This window comes from Candidatus Sphingomonas phytovorans (assembly GCA_029202385.1).
Lineage (GTDB): Bacteria > Pseudomonadota > Alphaproteobacteria > Sphingomonadales > Sphingomonadaceae > Sphingomonas > Sphingomonas phytovorans.
In genome coordinates this window covers 3,098,399-3,116,226 of sequence record CP119314.1, presented here as the reverse complement: position 1 = coordinate 3,116,226, position 17,828 = coordinate 3,098,399, and the positions used below count along the sequence as shown (strand labels likewise).

Genomic DNA, 17,828 nt, shown 5'->3' with positions numbered 1-17,828 from the left:
AATAGAGGATGATGAAGATGCAGATTGAAATTACCGCAGAAGAACTGCGCTACATAATCCGGTGCGGAGCGGCATTGGCTCAAAATGTGCCGAACACGTCGCTGCCAACCTACTGCGGCTTCAACAAAGACCAGATTGTAGAGTTCTCGGGTCGCATGAGAGATGAGTTGGAGAAAGAAGGCCTCGATATGTAGTTGCCGCAGAGACGGCGCCTGCCCTAAAGATGAACCGCGCTGGTTTTGCCGGAGGCTCCCACTACTGAGAAGGTGGAGCCTGTATGAGCAAGACGACGAATAAGTTTGCGCCGGAAGTCCGCGAGCGTGCGGTGCGGATGGTGGTCGACCACGAGCGCGATTACCCGTCGCGCTGGGCGGCGGTGGTGTCGATCGCGGAGAAGGCGGCACCGTGCCCGCTCGATCACGTCAACCGCCGGTTCTACGCGCCAGCGCCGAACATGCTGTGCAGCGTGCTCCCAGCATCGTCCTGCCGCGCTAGAGGGGGCTGAGAAATGTCGTTCTATGATCTTTATGGGATAGAAGCCGAAAGTCTGGACGATGCGAAAGCTATCCTTGAAAGGTTGCTCGCGTGCTCATTTGAGGAGCGAGATAGCACCTACCATGCAGGCACATATTACACCTTCGGTGACGAAGCCGGAGAGCACTTCATGCTCAAGGAAAATCGCGATCCGTTTGAGGATGTGCCTGCCGAAGACAGCTTTCCGAACAGCAAGTTACTTCTCTATGTGAACGAAACGACGCGCTCGGATGAGTTGCAGGATGCTCTCGCCAGGGGCGGTGATGCCATTATGCTTCTGCGGCATGAAGACCTGTAGGGGCGCTTGAGGAGTGAAAAACCTTCAGTCAGAGTGAAGGCAAGATAAAGGGATGGCTCCCCCTGCGGGGTAAGCCATTGTTTGTGCATAGTTTTTTACGAGATGGGTGGCGCTGGTGGGAGACTCTTGGTGCCATTGTGGTACCAAGCTGTTGAATATCTTGTGCAAATATTGGTGCCATCGCGAGACCGGCCTGTCCTCGCATGCGGTTCTGGGTCGTCGAGGGTTCGCCGTGACGATCGCCGATGGGGGGCGAGCCTGCGGCCCGACAAGCGGACATCGCGCGTGCCGCGCGCTGCGCGGCCATGCCTGATACGAACCAGCTCAGGCTTCCGCTGTAGACGCCGAGGCTTGGCGCCTACGCGGGGTGGATGAGGTTGCCGTTCGAGTCTTGCTGTTGTCCACAATATTCCATAATATGCGGACAAGAGGTGACCCGTGAACAAGCCGATGACATTGAACGTCCGGATCAGCGGCGTGCTCAGCGATTTCGTCGCGACGCATGTCGGCGATGATGGCGCCTACGAAAATATCAGCGAATATGTTCGCGACCTGATCCGGCGCGACAAGGAGCGCAGCGAGGCGGAGACGTTCGAGCGGCTGAAGGCGGAACTGGTCCACGCCTTCGCGGAGCCGGAGGGCAGCTATGCTGTTCTTGATGCGGACGATGTGATCGCACGCAACAGCCGGGCCTGATCATGGCGTCGTTTCGGGTTTCCGCTACCGCCAATCAGCGGCTCGACGAGATTTTTGCCTATACATATGACACCTGGGGGCAGAATCAGGCGGGGGCCTATATTCGCAGCCTGTTCGCTTGTTTCGAGAGGATCGCGACACGCGATATCGCCTCGCGCGCCATCCCGGCCGAGTTCGAGGTCGAAGGCTTTTATTGCCGGCACGAGCGCCACTATGTCTATTGGCGACGGCTGAGCGATGGAGCAGTCGGCATCGTCACGATCCTGCATGAGCGCATGCACCAATTGGACCGGCTTCGTCAGGATTCGAGGTAGGCGGTCGGGCTGGGCTATTTGACAAAGTCCGTCACCGGCCTCCTCTCAATACGGCGGCGGCCTGATGGAGCAGGCGTTCGACCAGAACCAAAGAGCCGGCCCGACATGCGGCCTGGGCATAAACCGACAAGGGAAGCTTGCCCTCGAACAGGATGTCGCGCTCGATGCCGAGACCGAAGGGCCGGCGAAGCGACTCCAGTTCTTCGAGCGCAAAATAGCCTAATTCCGGACTGCCAAAGCCAAGGTCGGCGAGGCCGAACATGACCCCGTCCTCATCGATCTCGGTGGCGATCCAGGTTGCCTGACCCGCGGGATTGAAGAATCGGACGACCGGAATGGGATCGGGTTTGCGCTTGCCCTTGCCCAGCGCATCGAGCCGGGCGCTATCGTTGGCGCGCAGCGCCGCGCGGATTGCGAAGGGCTCGGCGTACGCGGCTCAATGTGCGAAGATCCGGCGCTTCTCCCACTGATCCTGTGCCGCAGACGCGCGCATTTTGGGGGCGGACCGAGCAAGTCTGCCGACCAGTTGTCGTTTCCGCGCATCTCAACTTGATTGGTGAGAAATATGCGGGGAAATTGCCTAATAAAATCAATGAATTATGGAGTTTTCAGCTCGATGGCGGTGAGTTTCCCCCACTGCCAAAGCTAAAAAAGAGGCCAAATGACCGGCATAGATCATTGATTTATAAGAGAAAAATGGCGCACCCGACAGGATTCGAACCTGTGACCTCTGCCTTCGGAGGGCAGCGCTCTATCCAGCTGAGCTACGGGTGCCTGGTCGCAGGCGCCTAGCAAAGCGCGGCGGGCTACGCCAGCCCTATCGCTTCTTCTTCGCCAGTGTGACGGGCTGGAATATGCCAAGGCCGCAGGTCGGCCCCCGCACGGGGCCGCCGCCGGTCCGGAGCACGGTGATCGTATCGACCGAGCATAGCTGGCCGATCGAGGTCTTGTAGGAAAAGGCCTCGTCGAAACCCAGACCGGGGCAGCTCTGCGGCAGGGTGTTGCGATAGATCTGGCCGCCATTCATCTCGAAATCGATGATCGAGTCGTTGCGCACATGGCTCGTCCGGATCCGGTTCGTCATGATGCAGCTCTGCGGCTTGCCCGCGGGCGTTGCCTCCGGGACCCGGTTCTTGTCCTTCGCGACCCCGGGGGCGGCGGTCGCGGCAATGGCGAGGGCGATCAGGATCATGCGCATGGTCAGGCCTCCTTGGCGGCGCCGCGTGTCGGCGCCGGCGTCTTCGGTTTATAGGCGCACAAGTCCCATACCACGCATCGCCAGCATTCGGGAGTGCGTGCCTTGCAGACATAGCGGCCGTGGAGGATCAGCCAGTGATGGGCGTGGAGGCGGAAGGGCTGGGGCACCGTTTTCTCAAGGCCCAGCTCCACCGCGAGCGGTGTCTTGCCGCGCGCGAGGCCGGTGCGGTTGCCGACTCGGAAGATATGCGTATCGACCGCGAAGGTCTCGGCGCCGAAGGCGGTGTTCATCACCACGTTCGCGGTCTTGCGGCCGACGCCGGGCAGCGTTTCGAGCGCGTCGCGGTCGGCCGGCACCTCGCCCCCATAGTCGGCGATCAGCTTTTCGGAGAGGGCGATGACGTTCTTCGCCTTGGTGTTGAACAGGCCGATCGTCTTGATGTGCTGCTTCAGCGCCTCCTCGCCAAGCGCCACCATCTTCCCGGGCGTGTCGACCTCCGCGAACAGGCGCCGCGTCGCCTTGTTGACGCCGACATCGGTCGCCTGCGCGGACAGGGCGACCGCGACGAGCAGGGTATAGGGATTGGTGTATTCGAGCTCGGTCTCGGGATGCGGATTGTCCGCCGCGAGCCGCGCGAAGAACTCGACGACATCCGCCTTTTTCAAAGCCCTAATCCCTTCAAAGACCCAGCACCTCCGCCATCTGGTACCGTCCGGCGGGCTTGTCCGCGAGCCACAGCGCTGCGGTGATCGCGCCGCGCGCGAAGATCTCGCGGCTCTCGGCGCGGTGGCCGATCTCGATGCGTTCACCCGACCCTGCGAACACCACCTGGTGATCCCCGGCGACCGAGCCGCCGCGCAGGCTGGCAAAGCCGATCGTCCCCTCGGCCCGCGCGCCTATCAGCCCGGCCCGGTCGGTCACTTTCGCTTCGGCAAGCGGGATGCCGCGACCGGCCGCCGCCGCTTCGCCGAGCAGCAGCGCGGTGCCTGACGGCGCATCGACCTTGTGGCGATGGTGCGTCTCGACGATCTCGATATCCCAGTCGGTGCCGAGCACCGACGCTGCCTCGCGCACCAGCCGCGCGATCAGCGTGACGCCGAGCGACACGGTGCCGGTCTGGAGCACGGCCACCCGTTTTGCTGCCTCGTCGATCAAGGCGTGATGTGCGGGCGACAGGCCGGTGGTGCCGACCAGGATCGGCGTGCCCGCCGCCACCGCCGCGGCGAGATTCGCCTCGAGCGCCGAGGGCACCGAGAAATCCAGCAGCACATCGGCAGCGTGCGCCAGCGTTGCGGGATCGCCCCCGGCGTCGATCCCGCCGGCCAGGGTCCCGCCCAGGTCGGAGACGACGCCGGCCAATGCCTGCCCCATTCGTCCAGCGCTGCCGATGATGCCGATCATGGTCATTTGCCTGGTCTCCCGGGAATGCCGCGATTGCCGATGCAGTGGATCACGCGACAGGCCCATATTTCCGATGTCGGCGGGCAGATGCCACAATGCGACGCGGCAGGACAGGGCCTTCGTCTTCACGAATGCTTCGCCATATCTGGCAAGACTTTGCGTATTTTACGCGTGGCACAGTGATGTGAGGTGTCAATCAATGCGAAATTAATTCGACTTGCTATTCTGAGAAATGGCAATTTTTGATATATTTGATCAAGTATATCATATGGCTGCGGGATCATAACTACTGCGGATATTGTTACTCTTTCCGATGGATGGCGTCGATAGTAGGATCATCACTCAGTTGCACGGTGAAGGCGGACGTGATTTCCCGGCGTGTCGGCGGGAAACGTAACGTCGCCGTGTCTGCCTGTCAGGAGCGATGCGATGAGCGATCCGGTTTCGACGACGATCTTCGGCCCCAACCAGTTCGTCACGGGCGTCCGCGGCTGGACGGGATCAGACGTGATCCTGACCGGGACGACCAACAGCGATGGTGCGACCACTGCCTTGCTCTATCTCGGCCCGCTGACGCCGACCGACGGGAACGGGCTCTATTCAAGTCCGCCGGTCTTTCCGGGGCAGAGCGTGACAGGCTCGACCCTCTACGGACCCGATACTTTCGTGTTCAATCCGGCGCTGGGCGATGGCAATGTCCGGGCGGTCGGCAACTACCAATATTCGGGAAGCGCGGCGCACAGCAACGGCATGATGTATCAGGGCCCGCCCCAGGGCGGCGGCACCTGGAGCCAGATCGACGTGCCGAGCAGCCTGGTCGGTGGCCAGGCCGTGTGGAACACGATCCCGCACAGCACCATGGGCGATCTCGTCGTCGGCGACTATGATCTGAAGGGCGTTCCGCTTTCCGCCAACGCCTTTCTCTACGATATCGCGAAGGATCGCTGGACGATCTTCGACATACCCGGCTGCACCCTGACCACCGCCTATGGCATCTGGCAGCACGGCATCGGCAGCAGCAGCTACACGATCGTCGGCGGCACGCGGAACGGGCACGGTATCAACCAGGGCATGGTGATCGGCTATGATTCCGCGACGGGCGCCTTCAGCAACCTCAAGCTGTACAGCTATCTCGACCAGCCGGCGCTGGTGACGCATTTTGAAGGGATCGTCGCGACGCCGACAGGGTTCAACCTGGCCGGCGGCGCCAGCGGGTCATCGGCCCTGCTCGCCTCCATCTCGATCAATCCCGACGGGGCGTACAGCGATGCCACCTGGATTCCCTATGCCTATCCCGGTGCGGCCCTCACCACCGGCAACAGCATCTACCGGAATGCGTTGATGGGGATCTTCGCGATATCGGGGACTCCGGGTGTGCAGAGTTACGTCGCGACCTTCCCTCTTTGACGCATGCCGTAAGCCGGGATCGGACTCAGGCAGTGGCGATTCCGGCGGCGACCAGTTCCTTCCGCGCGGCATCGAAGGCAGCCCGGAACGCCGGCTCCGCCATCAGCCGTTCTGCGATCAGCAGGCCGAGCATCTGGCCGGCGCTCACGTCGCTGCGGAAATGCTGGCCGCAGACGATGCGGCTTTGCCCATAGCGGGCGGCGCGGGCGAGGATCGGACCGGCCTTTTCGGGCACCAGCCGCGCCAGCACCTCGCCCATCGAAAAGGCCATCGAGGTATGGCCGCTGGGGTAGCTCGACAGCGGATCGTCGTTACGCTTGCAGCTCTTGAGCGCGGGGTCGACGATATAGGGCCGGGGCCGCTTGAATTCGTCCTTGCCGCGGTCGACCGTCGCTTTCTCGGTGGCGCGGACCATGCCGAGCAGCGCGCTGGTGGCGGGCAGTGCGGCAAGGTCGAATCTGGGGCCCAGCGCCACCGCGAAGATCGACCCGTTCTTGGTATCGCCATCGGCGCGGGCATCGGCTTCGTCGGCGGGCGACCGCGCCGTCTCGATCGCATGGAGTTCGGCAAGCTCGGCCAGGGCCTGCGGGCTGCCGGCCGCGGGCGGCGGCGGCAGGACAAGAACCGGATCGATGTTGCGGAGCAGGACGGGCGCCTTGTCGGCAGCGGGGGCCGCGGCGGCAAGCGCCACCGCGGCGAGGAGCAGGCGTTTCATCAGAAGGTCAGCGTGATGTCGCCGGTGAAGGACCGGCCGGTCTGGTAGAAATACTGGTCGAACGGCGTGGTCTTGCCCGTGTTGATGTTGGTCACCCGCTGCGAATCGAGCAGGTTGTTGATCTCGAAGCCGACCCGCACCGGGCCGATATCGTAGCGCGCCGACAGGATCGCGCTGTTGTAGCCGTTGCTGCGATAGCTGTTGTAGACGGGGAGCGTGGTGCTCGCGTTCAGGTTGGTGATGCTCGACGGATCGGTGAACCATTGCCGGCCCGTATATTTGTCGATCAGCGAGAAACGGATCGGGCCGCTCTTGTAGAGGATGCCGGCCGCGGCGGTCCATTCCGGTGCGTTGGCGACCTGCAAGTTGGGCGAGCCGTCATTGTTCGTCTTCGCATAGTTACGCGATCCGTTGGCGAAGAGGGCGAGGCCGTGCGGCAAGGCATAGGTGATCTGGCCCTCGATGCCCTTGTACTGGACTGAACCCTGGTTGATCCAGATCACCCCGTCGCTGGCGACCGGCGCGTTGATCGACGCGAACTTGTTGGTGAAATCGATCTTGTAGACATCGGCGTCGATCGAGAGATTGCCGCCATGATAGACGACGCCGGCCTGATAGTTGGTCGAGCGCTCCGGCTCGACCGTCGAGAGGCTTGGCTTGGCGACATAGAGCACGCCCAGCGAGGGTGCGAGGAAGCCGCGCGCATATTGCGCATAGACCGCCAGCCGGTCGTTGACCGCATAGTTGATCGTCGCGAAGGGCAGGTTGGCGCTGTAGGTGTTGCTCAGCTTCTGCGGAATGCGCGTCGTCTGGTTGTAGAGCGCATCGACCTGGCGGTTGAAATCGACATGCTTGAAGCCCGGGGTGATCTTCAGCCCCGCGATCGGACGCAGTTCGAGTTCGACGAATTCCTCGGTGTGGTTGGTGTGCGAATTCTGGTCGAACTTGATGTTCTGCGGGGTGGCCAGGCCTGAAACCGGGTCGATGACCTTCTTCTCGACATAGTTGGGCGCGCCGGTCACCAGGTTGACGTCGCGCTGCTGGCGATAGGTGTTTGACCATTCGATCCACGCGCCCGCGGTGATCGCGCCGAAGCCGAAGTCGATCCGCGTCTTGGCGATGTCGCCGAACATCCGGTACTTGTTGGTCTTGGTATAGCCCGGCACGCCGGGGGCGGTCGTGGCCACGCCGTTGACCGGCGTATAGACATTGGCCTTGGCGATGTCCGCCGCGCTGGCGGTCGCGAACAGCGTCACATCGTTGCCGCTGAGCGTCTCGTTGTCATAGCTGTAGGTATAGGCGCGATTCTCGAAGATCGAATTGGGCGCGATGGTCGCCTCGAACTTCACCACTTCGAAATCGGTCGTCTTGTGGGTGTGGTTGTACCCGTAATAGGTCTGCGAGTTCGGGTCGTTGTTCAGGCTGAAATATTTGCCGAATTGCGCGATCTGCGACAGCGTCGCGCCGTCCTTGTCGGGCTGGTTGAACGTATTCTCGTTATAGGTGGCGAGGATCGTCAGCTTCGCGTCGGGCCCGATCGGGATCATGACCTTGCCGAACACATTGTTCGACCGGAACGGGCTGTAGGTGCGGGCACCGTCCGATCCGATATGCTGGCCGCTAAGGACGATCTCGGTCCCGCCGAGCTTGTCGATCGCGCCGCTCTGCGCCACGCCGCGCAGCATCCAGGTGTTGAAGCTGCCATAGGTGGCCTTCGCCTCGATGCTGGCATCCTCGCGCGTCGCGCGGGAGAAGAGGTTGATGTTGCCACCAAAGGTCGCCTGGCCGAGCTGGCTGGCATTGCCGGGGCCGCGATCGACGATCAGCGTCTCGATCGTGTTCGACGGGAAGAAAGTGTTCGAATGGTGCGTCGGATCGTTGGTGTCGCCGAACGGAACGCCATCATAGGTGACGTTATATTCGCCGTCCTGGAAACCGCGGATCTGCGCCTTGGATTCGGACAGGCCGGGCCCGTTGGCATTGCCATAGCCCGAGACGCTGGGTCCGATCAGCGCGATCTGGTTGAAGTCGGAGGTCGCCGGCAGCGAATCCTCGATGAAGGAGCGCGAGATGATCGATTGCGGCTGGGTCGTCTGCAGCGAGGCGGTGACGGGCGCGATCTCGTTCGCGCGGGTCGCGGTCACGACGATGTCGGAGCCTTCGGCCAGGTCGGTCTTCGGCTTCTGGTCGGGCGCTGCCTCGTCGGCCGGGGCGAGGGCCGGGGGCGTTTCCGCATAAGCGGCGGAGGACAGAATCGAAAGCGCAAGCATGCTCACGCCGAGCAGCAGCCGCTGCGGCCTGGTTGAGGTCGACATTGATCTGGTTTTCCCTGGCGCCCCGATCGGCGCGGGGTCGGCCTATGGAGAGCCTGTGACTCTTTCGCTGCCGTAACGTTACAGAAATGCGTCAAACGCCAACATGACAAATAATCAATATTCCGGTTAGGAAATGGCGATATTCGGCACGGTGGCGCGGGCCTTCGCAGCCGGATAGGAGCGCCCCATGACCAAGCTTCGCAACATCGTGATCCTCACCGGCGCCGGCATCTCGGCGGAAAGCGGCCTCGCCACCTTTCGTGGGCCGGGCGGCTTGTGGGAGGGGCATAGGGTCGAGGATGTCTGCACGCCAGAAGCGCTCGCGGCCGACCCCGATCTTGTCCACCGTTTCTACGATGCGCGCCGTGCAGCATTGGCGACGGTCGAGCCCAACGCGGCGCACCGTGCGCTGGCGCGGCTCGATGCGGCGTGGCCGGGCGCGCTGCTGATCGTCACCCAGAATGTCGATGACCTGCACGAGCGGGCAGGGGCGTCGCGGCTGCTCCATATGCACGGTGAATTGAACTCCGCGCTCTGCGCCGCCTGTGGAGCGCGGGTGCCCTGGGCTGGCGACATGCCGCCCGGCACGCGGTGCGATTCGTGCGGCGCGGCGGCGATGCGGCCCGACATCGTGTTCTTCGGCGAGATGCCCTATGCGATGGACCGGATCGAGCGCACCCTGTCGGATGCCGACCTGTTCGTCTCGATCGGCACCTCCGGGGCGGTCTATCCCGCCGCCGGCTTCGTCCAGACCGCGCGCTATCACGGCGCGACGACGCTTGAGATGAACCTGGAGCCGTCAGCCGGCAGCGCCTATTTCCACGAGACCCGGCTCGGCCCGGCGAGCGAGCTGGTGCCGGCTTGGGTGGAGACGCTGCTCTCCTGAATCCGCCCCGTCCCGGGAGGATCGATCACTCCACCCAGTCGAGGCCCATCTCGCGGTAGATGTCGCGTTCGTCGTCCCAGCCGGGCTTGACCTTCACGTGCAGGTAGAGATGCACCGGGCGGCCCATGATGCTGCTCAGTTCGGTCCGCGCGCGTGCGCCGATCTCCTTGATCCGGGCGCCGCCCTTGCCCAGCACGATCGCGCGCTGGGTGGGGCGCTCGACGAGGATCTGCTGGTGGATCTCGACTGAGCCGTCCTCGCGTTCCTTATACTGCTCGGTCTCGATCGCGCTGGCATAGGGCAGTTCCGCGTGGAGCTGGAGATAGAGCTGCTCGCGCGTGACCTCGGAAGCAAGGCTGCGCTCGGTCGCGTCGGAGACCTGGTCCTCCGGGAAATGCCACGGTCCCTCGGGCATCGCCTTGGCCAGCACCTTCTTCAGTTCGGGCAGGCCGTCGCCGGTCGAGGCGCTGACGAAGAAGGTCTCGGCGAAATCGACGATGCCGTTGAGCTTCTCGGCGTGGAGCAGCAGCTTCGCCTTGTCGGCCAGGTCGACCTTGTTGAGGATGAGGTATTTCGGCTCTGGCCGCGAGGCGATCGATTCAGCGATCGGGATCACCTTGGGGCCGAGCCCGCCCTTGGCATCGACCACCAGCGCGATCACGTCCGCCCCCTCGGTCCCGCCCCAGGCGGCCGAGACCATCGCCCGGTCGAGCCGCCGCTTGGGCTCGAAGATGCCCGGTGTGTCGACCAGCAGCAACTGGGTCTCGCCCTCGATCGCCACGCCCATCAGCCGCGCGCGTGTGGTCTGCGCCTTGGGGCTGACGATCGCGACCTTCTGGCCGACCAGCGCGTTGACGAGGGTGGATTTGCCGGCGTTGGGCGCGCCGAGCACGGCGACGAGGCCGCAATGGGTTTGGGAGTCAGTCATGATAGCCTCATTCAGGTGATCAACGCCCCGGCAGGCCAGGGCGAACTAGCTGGAGCCCCTACACCCTTTGACCGGCTCTTGTCGAAGCCCGGGTCTTGCCCTGCCGCTTTCGTGTGCCTTTGGGCGCGGCCGGGGGTGTCGGCCGGAACAGCGACACCAGTTCCCGCCCGATCCCGGCGAAGCTCTGATGGTTCAGCGGCAGCTCAAGCATGACGTGCAGCACGCTCAGCGAATAGAGCACGACGAAACCGGTGATGTAGCTGTGCCAGTAGAGCGCCAGCGCGCCGAGCCACAGCGCCAGGATGATGCCGGCGCGCAGCGTCGATATCCGGTGCCAGCGGATGACCGAGGTCTTCGAGAACCAGTTCAGATAGTGATAGGTGTAGGCGAAGGCGATCAGGCGCATCACGACCACGCCGGCCGGCGATTCATAGATCTCCCACAGCGCGGTGCCCGGTCCAAGCCCCAGCACCTGGATGAGTTGCATGTTGAGCGTCTCGAACGGGGCGTAGACCTGCCGCACCGGCTCGCCGATGGTCGGGTCGAACCCTCCGCTCGAGAACAGGAAGAAGCTGGCGGCGAAGAGCAGGAACGCGGCGAAGGCGATCCCGCCCGAGCGGCTGCGCGTCTTCAATGCCCCGAGCAGCAGGAACGCACCGGTGAACACCAGCACATGCACGATGGTGATGATGAAGAAGGCGATCAGCCCGTACCAGGGCGAATGGCCGAACAGCAGCACGCCGATCCCGGTCAGCACGATCACGCCCGCTGCTATCCAGGGTCGCGGGGTGAAGATGAGCAGGGCGGCCGAAACGAACACCAGGTAGAACAGCCCGATCTCCCATTGGGGGGAGGCGGCGCGATGAAGCAGTTTTTCCGCCACCACGCCGTACAGCATCACCGCAAGCGCGATGCCGACCAGGGCGAGCCAGCCAAGCGTGAGCTGCCGCGCCCGCACCGACTGGTCGCTGTCCAGGAAATAGCGCCGGTCGTGGAGCCAGGATATCTCCGTCAGATAGTGCAGCGGGCCGAGCACGGCATAGGCCAGCAGGAACAGTTCGAACGGCAGGAACCAGGCCACCGCGCAGGACGCCGCCATCAGGCCGATGTTCAGATAATTGAGTCGGTCCTGCACGGTCATGCGACGTGCCTGCCCCAAATCCACGAGTTCCGCCATATCGATCGATCCGGGTGCGTGCCGCTCCGCCCTACGTCCTTTCCCAAGCCGATGCTTGCCCGTTGTTAACGAATTGGGCGCAGCATCGGATCGGGCGCGGCGAATGGAAGAGGACGTGGCGACGACGCGAGGCGGGATGCGGGTTGCTCCCTTGGGCAGGGCGGCGATGGCCCTCGAAAGCGGGTTCGAACTGCTGACGCGCCCTGATGCCCCGCGGGATCGCGACCTGCGGCCGGAACTGGTCGGCACCATCCTCGGCACCATCGGCATGATGACGTTCGGTGCGGTCTGCATCGTGCTGACGATCCTGCTCTATGCCTGGCTGGCCGATCCGATGGCTGGCGTCGCGCTCCTGCTGGTCGCCGGGCTCGGCCTGGCGTCGCGGCTGTCGGTGCTGTCGCAGGCGGGTCGCGCCCGGAATGCGGGCGACCGGTTCCAGGCCGAGCGCGGGGTGATCGCGACCGGCCTGCTCTGGGCCCTGATCGTCGGTGTGGTGGGATCGGCCTGCGCGCTGACCGGCGACCCCATCCTGCTCACGCTCTCGGCGCTCGTGGTGACCGGGCTCACCTTCGGCATGGCCTTCGCCAATGCGGGGGCGCCGATGTTCGCCCGGGTGCAGGTGTCGCTCACCCTGGTGCCCTTCATGATCGCGGTCGCCTGTTCGGGCGTGCCGGGCATCAGCCTGGTCGCGTTGCAGGCGCCGCTCTGGCTGATCGGCATCTTCGGCATCATCGGGCGCAGCCATCGCCTGCTCGCCGAACTCGCCCGGTCGCACCAGACCAACCGGGAGCTTGCGTACAGCGACTCGCTCACCGGTCTCGCCAATCGCGCCCGGATCATGGAAACCCTTGCCGTCCGGTGCGGCATGCCAGCGCCGCAAGATATCCGGTCGAGCTATCTGCTCTATCTCGACCTGGACGGGTTCAAGGCGGTCAACGACAATTACGGGCACGGCGTCGGCGACGACCTGTTGCGCGAGATGGCGATGCGGTTTCGCGGCGTGGTGCGGTCGGGCGATGTCATCGGCCGCATCGGCGGGGACGAATTCATCGTCATCCTGGTCGAGGTGACGGCGGTGCAGATCAGGTCGGTGGCCGAACGGCTGGTCATTGTCGCCGGCTTGCCCGTCGAGGTGCTGGGTACGCCGGCCAGGATCCAGATCGGCGCCAGTGTCGGCGGCGCGCCCATTGTCCCGCACGATCCGCAACGATCGATCCAGGCGGCCGATGCGATGCTCTATCGCGCGAAGCAGGCGGGCAAGGGCAGGCCACGCCTTGCGGGCCTGGAATGAGGCGGCGCGAGGGTAGGTTCGCACCGGGACGCCATATCGGACCGCACGCGATCCTGCCGGGTTCTCCCTTCCTTCTGCACGGAGCCGGCGTAGAGACCGCGAGCATGACGATCCGCCTGCCCTATGCCCTTGCCGCCGTGGCGCTGTTTGCAATCGAGGTGGTCATCGCTCTGTTCGTGCATGACGGGATCGTTCGGCCGTTCCTCGGCGATAGCCTTGCGGTCATCCTTGTCTATCTGGGGCTTCGGGCGGTAACGCCGATGGAGACAGGGCCGGCAATCCTTCTCGCACTGGCGACCGCCTTCGCCATCGAATTCGGCCAGTTGTTCGGCCTGCTGGGCGCGCTCGGGCTCCAGGCCAACCCGGTCGCGCGCGTTGTGCTCGGCACCGGTTTCGATCCGATGGACTTCGTCGCCTATACCGCCGGCGCGCTGTGTGCGGCGGGAATCGAACGCTGGCGTCTATAGCAGGATCGAGTCTCCTCGCACCGCGATCTCGCAGCCCAGTCGCGCGCTCATCTCCGCCACATGCCGGCAGATGTCCCGGCCATCGTCTCCGCGCGCGATCGCCGGGACGCCCTTCGTATATTCCGCCTCCGGTGTCGCGCGGGATTCGTCGAGCAGCACCGGGGTGATCCGCGCACCGACGAAGGCCCGGTCGCGGAAACGTGCGTCGACGATCAGCGACTGCCAGTTGGCCGGGCCATAGGCATCGCCGGTCTTGCGCGTCTGGAAGATCAGGCTGCCCAGCCCGTGCAACAAGGGCGCCCCCTTGTAGCGCTCGATCCCCTGAAGCAGCGGCGGGCCGTGGGCGACGAAGATCGCCGCGCCGGCATCGACGCATTGCCGGGCATAGGCGCGTTGCCATTCTGGCGTCGCCGCCGGGTCCTTCTCCCAATAATGATTGTGGAGATAGGCGATCACGGTGTTGCCCTGGCGATGGGCGGTGCTGATCGCGTCAAGCGCGCGGGCCACGTCGGTCGGCTCCAGCGCGCCGTCGGCGGCGCGCCGCAGCTCGTTGACCCCGGCGCGCGCCGCAGTCGCCGCGGCCCCGTCGCGGATCGCGCCAGCCGCCGCCGCGACCAGCGCGACGCCGCCGTGTCGGGTCGGCTGCACCGCCGCCATGGAGGCCGAGGCGAGATCCAGCCCGCTGCCGGCATGGAACATGTGCCGCGCGTCAAGCTCGGCGAGGGTCGCGCCGATCCCTGCCGTGCCGAGATCCCAGGCATGATTGTTGGACGTGGCGACGATCGAGACGCCAAGACCGCGCAGGCAATCGATCACCACGGGCGGCGCGGCATGGAGCACCTCGCCCTGCCGGGTCGGCGCGCCGGCCGAGGGGTTGAGGATCGCCGTCTCCAGATCAGTGAACACCGCGTCGGCTGGTTCGAGCAGCGCCGCGATCTCTGCCCGGCCCGGCCAGGGCGCAGCGCAGACATCCTGCTGGATCAGCGACTGACCGAGCAGCGCAATCCGGAGATCGGCGCGCAGACCGGCGGCCGCGCGCCGGGCGAGCGACGCGGCGGGGGCCAGCGCCGACAGCGCGATCCCGCCCGCCATCATCGTCCGGCGATCGATCATCCTGCTGGTCATCGTAACTCCTTCGGGAGGAGGGCATACGCCTATTGGTCGCCGTACCGAAACTTCATACCAAAACTGATATGAGCGAATGAAATACAGCCATCATGTTTCGGCAACCGGATTGCCACCCTAGGGTCAGCCCGAATCGATAAAAAATGGGGGACCGGGCAATGCAGCATCATAATATGCGGGCCAGAACATCAGCACTTCGGGCGGGTTTTTGCGGCGCGAGCCTGCTTGCCCTCGCCATCGCCCTTCCGGCGCACGCGCAGCAGGCTGAGCCAGTTGCGAGCCAGGTGGCCGCCGCCGACGCACAGGCAGACGAAGCCGATGCCGCCACCGCGGAAATCACCGTCACCGGATCGCGCATCCGCCGCCGCGACGCCGACAATGTCGGCCCGCTGCTGACCATCACCAGCGAGGACCTCGCCAAGTCGGGCTCGACCTCAGTCGGCGACGTGTTGCAGAAGCTGCCATCGGCCGGCGTCAGCCTCAATTCCAACGGCACGCAGGGCACCTCCTACGGCGCCAGCTCGATCAACCTGCGCTATCTCGGCGGTGCCGAGGGCAGCGGCAACCGCGTTCTCGTGCTCGTCGACGGCCATCGCTGGGTCGATGCGGTCGGCCAGCGCGGCTTCCGCGACTTTGTCGACCTGAACACCGTGCCCGCCGGCATGATCGACGGGATCGAGATCCTGAAGGACGGTGCCTCGGCGATCTACGGCGCTGACGCGATCGCGGGCGTGGTCAACATCAAGACGCTCCAGCCGTTCGACGGCATCCGCGCCAGCACCAAGGTGGGCGTGACCGACAAGGGCGACGGCGCCGAGTACAGCGGCACGCTGAACGTCGGCAAGCGTATCGGCCGTGCGTCGATCATCCTGTCGGGCAGCTATTTCAAGTCGCAGCCGATCCTGACCGCCGACCGCGCGCTGACCGCGCGCACGCTGGTCCCCACCACCGCGCCGGGCACCAGCCCCAACGGCCTGTTCATCCTGCCCGGCCTGGCGAACAACGCCTATTTCGGTACCGCCGCCGGCTTTGCGAACAGCGCCAACCCGATCGCGTTCAACGGCGGCGCAGGCTATGGCGCCGGTGCGCTGGCCGACAACAGCTATCATGTCGCGACCTTGCCGGGTGACGACTACAACACCCAGGCACAGGGCATCTACAGCGCCGGCCCGTCCGAGCGCTACGGCTTCTACGGCCGTTTCGGCTATGAGCTGACCGACAGCATCAACCTGCATGTCGAGGGCATGTACAACCGCCGCAAGTCGGACCAGCTCTTCTCGCCGGTCCTGCTCGATATCGGCGGCACCGCCGGCACGGTGCGCGGCTTCTCGATCCCGAACAACCAGGCGTTCAACCCGTTCGGCACCGCGAACGGCGTGCCCGGCGCCAATGCGCTCGCCTTCGGGGCGAACTCGGCCTTCCGTATACGCAAGGTGCTGACCGATGTCGGTAACCGCGACAATATCCAGGATGTCGAGACGATCCGTTTCGCCGGCGGCCTGGACGGCAAGTTCAGCCTGTTCGGCAACAACTGGCACTGGGACGTCTATGGTGCCTATTCGAAGAACAAGATCGAATCGACCGCGCTGAACGGCGTCAACTACGACAATCTTTTCCTTGGCCTCGGCTCGCCCGCCACCTGCGCGGCGACCCCGGGCTGCGTGCCGATCAACCTGTTCGGCCCGATGACGGCGGCGCAGGCCAACTATATCCGCTTCACCACCCGCGAATCCAACTATACCGAATTGTACAACGCGACCGCCAACGCGACCGGCTCGCTGTTCCAGCTTCCGGCGGGCGCGGTCGATCTCGCGGTCGGCTATGAATATCGCCGCAACAAGGGCGTCGACAATCCCGATCCCATCGCGAATGCCCCGTCGCTCTATCTGAGCTCGGCCTATACCAAGACCACGGCGCAGACCCGTACCCCGACATCGGGCAGCTACGACCTGCACGAGGTTTACGGCGAGCTGTCCATCCCGATCTTCAAGGACCAGTCGTTCGCCAAGAGCTTCGATGTGGATCTCGCGGCGCGCTATTCGCGCTACTCGACGGTTGGCGGCAAGCTGACCTTCAAGGCGGGTGCCGGCTATCGGCCGTTCGAGGGGCTGCTGGTTCGCGGCACCTATGCCCAGGGCTTCCGCGCGCCGTCGATCCTCGAGCTTTACCAGGGTGCGCGCCAGACCAGCTTCCAGGGCAGCGATCCCTGCAATGGCGGCGCCGCGACCAACCCGAGCCTGCCGGGCTGCGCTGGCGTGCCGACCGGCTACAACCAGGCCAATTACAATCTCAACGGCCTGATCCCCGGCGTCATCAGCGGCAATCGCGCGCTGAAGCCGGAAACGTCGGACAGCTACAGCGCGGGAATCGCGATCACGCCGGTCCAGGTGCCGGGCCTGTCGCTGACGGTCGATTATTACAAGATCATCGTGCGGAACGCGATCGCCTCGCAGTCGGCCACGCAGATCCTTCAGCTTTGCGCCGCGCGCGGCGGGGTGTTCTGCGATCTCGTGACGCGCGATGCGGGCACGGGCGCGATTACCGAATTGCTGCAGGGGTCGCAGAACCTTGCCTCGATCACCACCGACGGCGTCGACGCGACGCTGCGCTATGACTTCACCACCGGCATCGGGCGGTTCAGCGCGGTCGTCGATGCGAGCTATCTGGGCAGCTTCCGCACCGTATCGCCCAACCCCGCGGGCGGCGCCGCGATCGTCGACAACCGGGCGGGCAAGGGTGACCAGCCGCGCGCGACCTATCCGCGCTGGAAGGGCCAGACCTCGCTGAGCTGGACCAACGGGGCGATCGATACCGTCCTGCGCGGCCGCTATATCGGCCCGACCACCGACATCGCCAACCCGGTCAAGGATTCGCGCACCGCGTCGATCCTCTACACCGATGCTGAGATCGGCTTCGCGGTCGACCATGATCGTGCCCGCTTCACCCTGGGCGTGAACAACCTGTTCGACCGCATGCCGCCGGCATCCTATGCCAATGCGCCGATCAACTACGACATCTACACCTACGACGCGCGGGGCCGTTACATGTACGCGCGCTTCTCGGTGAAGATGTAAAT

At 64.6% G+C, this 17,828-nt stretch carries 19 protein-coding genes and 1 tRNA gene; 10 read left to right on the top strand and 10 right to left on the bottom strand.

The genetic code is table 11. The features are described 5' to 3' along the window. Positions 1-17 precede the first annotated feature (17 nt). The 5 genes from P0Y59_14310 (at position 18) to P0Y59_14290 (ending at position 1,842) form a co-directional block, all read left to right on the top strand. Positions 18-194, top strand: coding sequence for a hypothetical protein (locus P0Y59_14310; protein ID WEJ98120.1), 177 nt, complete (start codon positions 18-20; stop codon positions 192-194). A gap of 83 nt (positions 195-277) precedes the next feature. Continuing rightward, complete coding sequence (locus tag P0Y59_14305; protein WEK02682.1) at positions 278-505, top strand: hypothetical protein; 228 nt, start codon at positions 278-280, stop codon at positions 503-505. Between the two features lie 3 nt (positions 506-508). Beyond that, positions 509-832 carry a hypothetical protein gene (locus P0Y59_14300; GenBank protein WEJ98119.1) on the top strand — a complete coding sequence of 108 codons (324 nt, stop codon included), beginning with the start codon at positions 509-511 and terminating at the stop codon, positions 830-832. Positions 833-1,282: 450 nt separating this feature from the next. Beyond that, entirely contained in the window at positions 1,283-1,528 is a 246-nt protein-coding gene (locus tag P0Y59_14295) for an addiction module antitoxin (GenBank protein ID WEK02582.1), read from the top strand. Positions 1,529-1,530: 2 nt separating this feature from the next. Then, complete coding sequence (locus P0Y59_14290) at positions 1,531-1,842, top strand: type II toxin-antitoxin system RelE/ParE family toxin (GenBank protein WEJ98118.1); 312 nt, start codon at positions 1,531-1,533, stop codon at positions 1,840-1,842. A 31-nt stretch (positions 1,843-1,873) separates the two neighbouring features. On the opposite strand, the gene P0Y59_14285 is transcribed toward P0Y59_14290, so the two are convergent. The 5 genes from P0Y59_14285 to dapB all read right to left on the bottom strand — a co-directional run bounded on the left by P0Y59_14285 (position 1,874) and on the right by dapB (position 4,447). Beyond that, positions 1,874-2,254, bottom strand: a complete 381-nt coding sequence (locus P0Y59_14285; protein ID WEK02581.1) for a DUF2958 domain-containing protein — start codon at positions 2,252-2,254, stop codon at positions 1,874-1,876. Positions 2,255-2,539: 285 nt separating this feature from the next. After that, positions 2,540-2,616, bottom strand: a tRNA-Arg gene (locus P0Y59_14280). Between the two features lie 43 nt (positions 2,617-2,659). Beyond that, complete coding sequence (locus P0Y59_14275) at positions 2,660-3,040, bottom strand: hypothetical protein (GenBank protein WEJ98117.1); 381 nt, start codon at positions 3,038-3,040, stop codon at positions 2,660-2,662. A gap of 2 nt (positions 3,041-3,042) precedes the next feature. Continuing rightward, the gene (nth, locus tag P0Y59_14270) at positions 3,043-3,705 is read right to left on the bottom strand and encodes an endonuclease III (GenBank protein WEJ98116.1); all 663 of its coding nucleotides are present in this window, start codon (positions 3,703-3,705) and stop codon (positions 3,043-3,045) included. Positions 3,706-3,718: 13 nt separating this feature from the next. Then, a complete protein-coding gene (dapB, locus tag P0Y59_14265; protein WEJ98115.1) occupies positions 3,719-4,447 on the bottom strand; it encodes a 4-hydroxy-tetrahydrodipicolinate reductase in 729 nt (242 codons plus the stop codon). 423 nt (positions 4,448-4,870) lie between these two features. On the opposite strand from dapB, the gene P0Y59_14260 reads away from it, so the two are divergent. Next, positions 4,871-5,848, top strand: a complete 978-nt coding sequence (locus P0Y59_14260) for a hypothetical protein (protein ID WEJ98114.1) — start codon at positions 4,871-4,873, stop codon at positions 5,846-5,848. A 25-nt stretch (positions 5,849-5,873) separates the two neighbouring features. Here the strand turns inward: P0Y59_14260 and P0Y59_14255 are convergent, their stop codons facing one another. Both P0Y59_14255 and P0Y59_14250 read right to left on the bottom strand, forming a co-directional pair. Then, complete coding sequence (locus tag P0Y59_14255; GenBank protein WEJ98113.1) at positions 5,874-6,563, bottom strand: phosphatase PAP2 family protein; 690 nt, start codon at positions 6,561-6,563, stop codon at positions 5,874-5,876. Continuing rightward, positions 6,563-8,878, bottom strand: a complete 2,316-nt coding sequence (locus P0Y59_14250; protein WEJ98112.1) for a TonB-dependent receptor — start codon at positions 8,876-8,878, stop codon at positions 6,563-6,565. The genes P0Y59_14255 and P0Y59_14250 overlap by 1 nt, the downstream gene beginning before the upstream one ends. A gap of 187 nt (positions 8,879-9,065) precedes the next feature. On the opposite strand from P0Y59_14250, the gene P0Y59_14245 reads away from it, so the two are divergent. Further along, the gene (locus P0Y59_14245) at positions 9,066-9,764 is read left to right on the top strand and encodes an NAD-dependent deacylase (protein WEJ98111.1); all 699 of its coding nucleotides are present in this window, start codon (positions 9,066-9,068) and stop codon (positions 9,762-9,764) included. A gap of 25 nt (positions 9,765-9,789) precedes the next feature. On the opposite strand, the gene era is transcribed toward P0Y59_14245, so the two are convergent. Further along, the gene (era, locus tag P0Y59_14240; protein WEJ98110.1) at positions 9,790-10,692 is read right to left on the bottom strand and encodes a GTPase Era; all 903 of its coding nucleotides are present in this window, start codon (positions 10,690-10,692) and stop codon (positions 9,790-9,792) included. A 58-nt stretch (positions 10,693-10,750) separates the two neighbouring features. Then, complete coding sequence (locus P0Y59_14235; GenBank protein ID WEJ98109.1) at positions 10,751-11,833, bottom strand: hypothetical protein; 1,083 nt, start codon at positions 11,831-11,833, stop codon at positions 10,751-10,753. A 151-nt stretch (positions 11,834-11,984) separates the two neighbouring features. Between P0Y59_14235 and P0Y59_14230 the strand changes: the two genes are divergently transcribed. Together P0Y59_14230 and P0Y59_14225 are read left to right on the top strand one after the other, a co-directional pair. Beyond that, positions 11,985-13,160 (top strand): GGDEF domain-containing protein, encoded by a 1,176-nt coding sequence (locus tag P0Y59_14230; GenBank protein ID WEJ98108.1) that lies wholly within the window; start codon positions 11,985-11,987, stop codon positions 13,158-13,160. A 104-nt stretch (positions 13,161-13,264) separates the two neighbouring features. Then, positions 13,265-13,627: a DUF2809 domain-containing protein gene (locus P0Y59_14225; GenBank protein ID WEJ98107.1), complete on the top strand. Its 363-nt coding sequence runs from the start codon at positions 13,265-13,267 to the stop codon at positions 13,625-13,627. On the opposite strand, the gene P0Y59_14220 is transcribed toward P0Y59_14225, so the two are convergent. Next, a complete protein-coding gene (locus P0Y59_14220; GenBank protein WEJ98106.1) occupies positions 13,622-14,752 on the bottom strand; it encodes a CapA family protein in 1,131 nt (376 codons plus the stop codon). The two genes, P0Y59_14225 and P0Y59_14220, sit on opposite strands and share 6 nt — an antisense overlap. Before the next feature lie 158 nt (positions 14,753-14,910). Here P0Y59_14220 and P0Y59_14215 point away from each other — a divergent pair, with 158 nt between their 5' ends. Beyond that, positions 14,911-17,826, top strand: coding sequence for a TonB-dependent receptor (locus P0Y59_14215; protein ID WEJ98105.1), 2,916 nt, complete (start codon positions 14,911-14,913; stop codon positions 17,824-17,826). Positions 17,827-17,828 lie beyond the last annotated feature (2 nt).

Coding starts and splice junctions, on each gene's coding strand:
- P0Y59_14310 (WEJ98120.1), top strand. CDS start 18: ATGCAGATTGAAATTACCGCAGAAGAACTGCGCTACATAATCCGGTGC.
- P0Y59_14305 (WEK02682.1), top strand. CDS start 278: ATGAGCAAGACGACGAATAAGTTTGCGCCGGAAGTCCGCGAGCGTGCG.
- P0Y59_14300 (WEJ98119.1), top strand. CDS start 509: ATGTCGTTCTATGATCTTTATGGGATAGAAGCCGAAAGTCTGGACGAT.
- P0Y59_14295 (WEK02582.1), top strand. CDS start 1,283: ATGACATTGAACGTCCGGATCAGCGGCGTGCTCAGCGATTTCGTCGCG.
- P0Y59_14290 (WEJ98118.1), top strand. CDS start 1,531: ATGGCGTCGTTTCGGGTTTCCGCTACCGCCAATCAGCGGCTCGACGAG.
- P0Y59_14275 (WEJ98117.1), bottom strand. CDS start 3,040: ATGCGCATGATCCTGATCGCCCTCGCCATTGCCGCGACCGCCGCCCCC.
- dapB (WEJ98115.1), bottom strand. CDS start 4,447: ATGACCATGATCGGCATCATCGGCAGCGCTGGACGAATGGGGCAGGCA.
- P0Y59_14260 (WEJ98114.1), top strand. CDS start 4,871: ATGAGCGATCCGGTTTCGACGACGATCTTCGGCCCCAACCAGTTCGTC.
- P0Y59_14255 (WEJ98113.1), bottom strand. CDS start 6,563: ATGAAACGCCTGCTCCTCGCCGCGGTGGCGCTTGCCGCCGCGGCCCCC.
- P0Y59_14250 (WEJ98112.1), bottom strand. CDS start 8,878: ATGTCGACCTCAACCAGGCCGCAGCGGCTGCTGCTCGGCGTGAGCATG.
- P0Y59_14245 (WEJ98111.1), top strand. CDS start 9,066: ATGACCAAGCTTCGCAACATCGTGATCCTCACCGGCGCCGGCATCTCG.
- era (WEJ98110.1), bottom strand. CDS start 10,692: ATGACTGACTCCCAAACCCATTGCGGCCTCGTCGCCGTGCTCGGCGCG.
- P0Y59_14235 (WEJ98109.1), bottom strand. CDS start 11,833: ATGACCGTGCAGGACCGACTCAATTATCTGAACATCGGCCTGATGGCG.
- P0Y59_14225 (WEJ98107.1), top strand. CDS start 13,265: ATGACGATCCGCCTGCCCTATGCCCTTGCCGCCGTGGCGCTGTTTGCA.
- P0Y59_14220 (WEJ98106.1), bottom strand. CDS start 14,752: ATGACCAGCAGGATGATCGATCGCCGGACGATGATGGCGGGCGGGATC.
- P0Y59_14215 (WEJ98105.1), top strand. CDS start 14,911: ATGCAGCATCATAATATGCGGGCCAGAACATCAGCACTTCGGGCGGGT.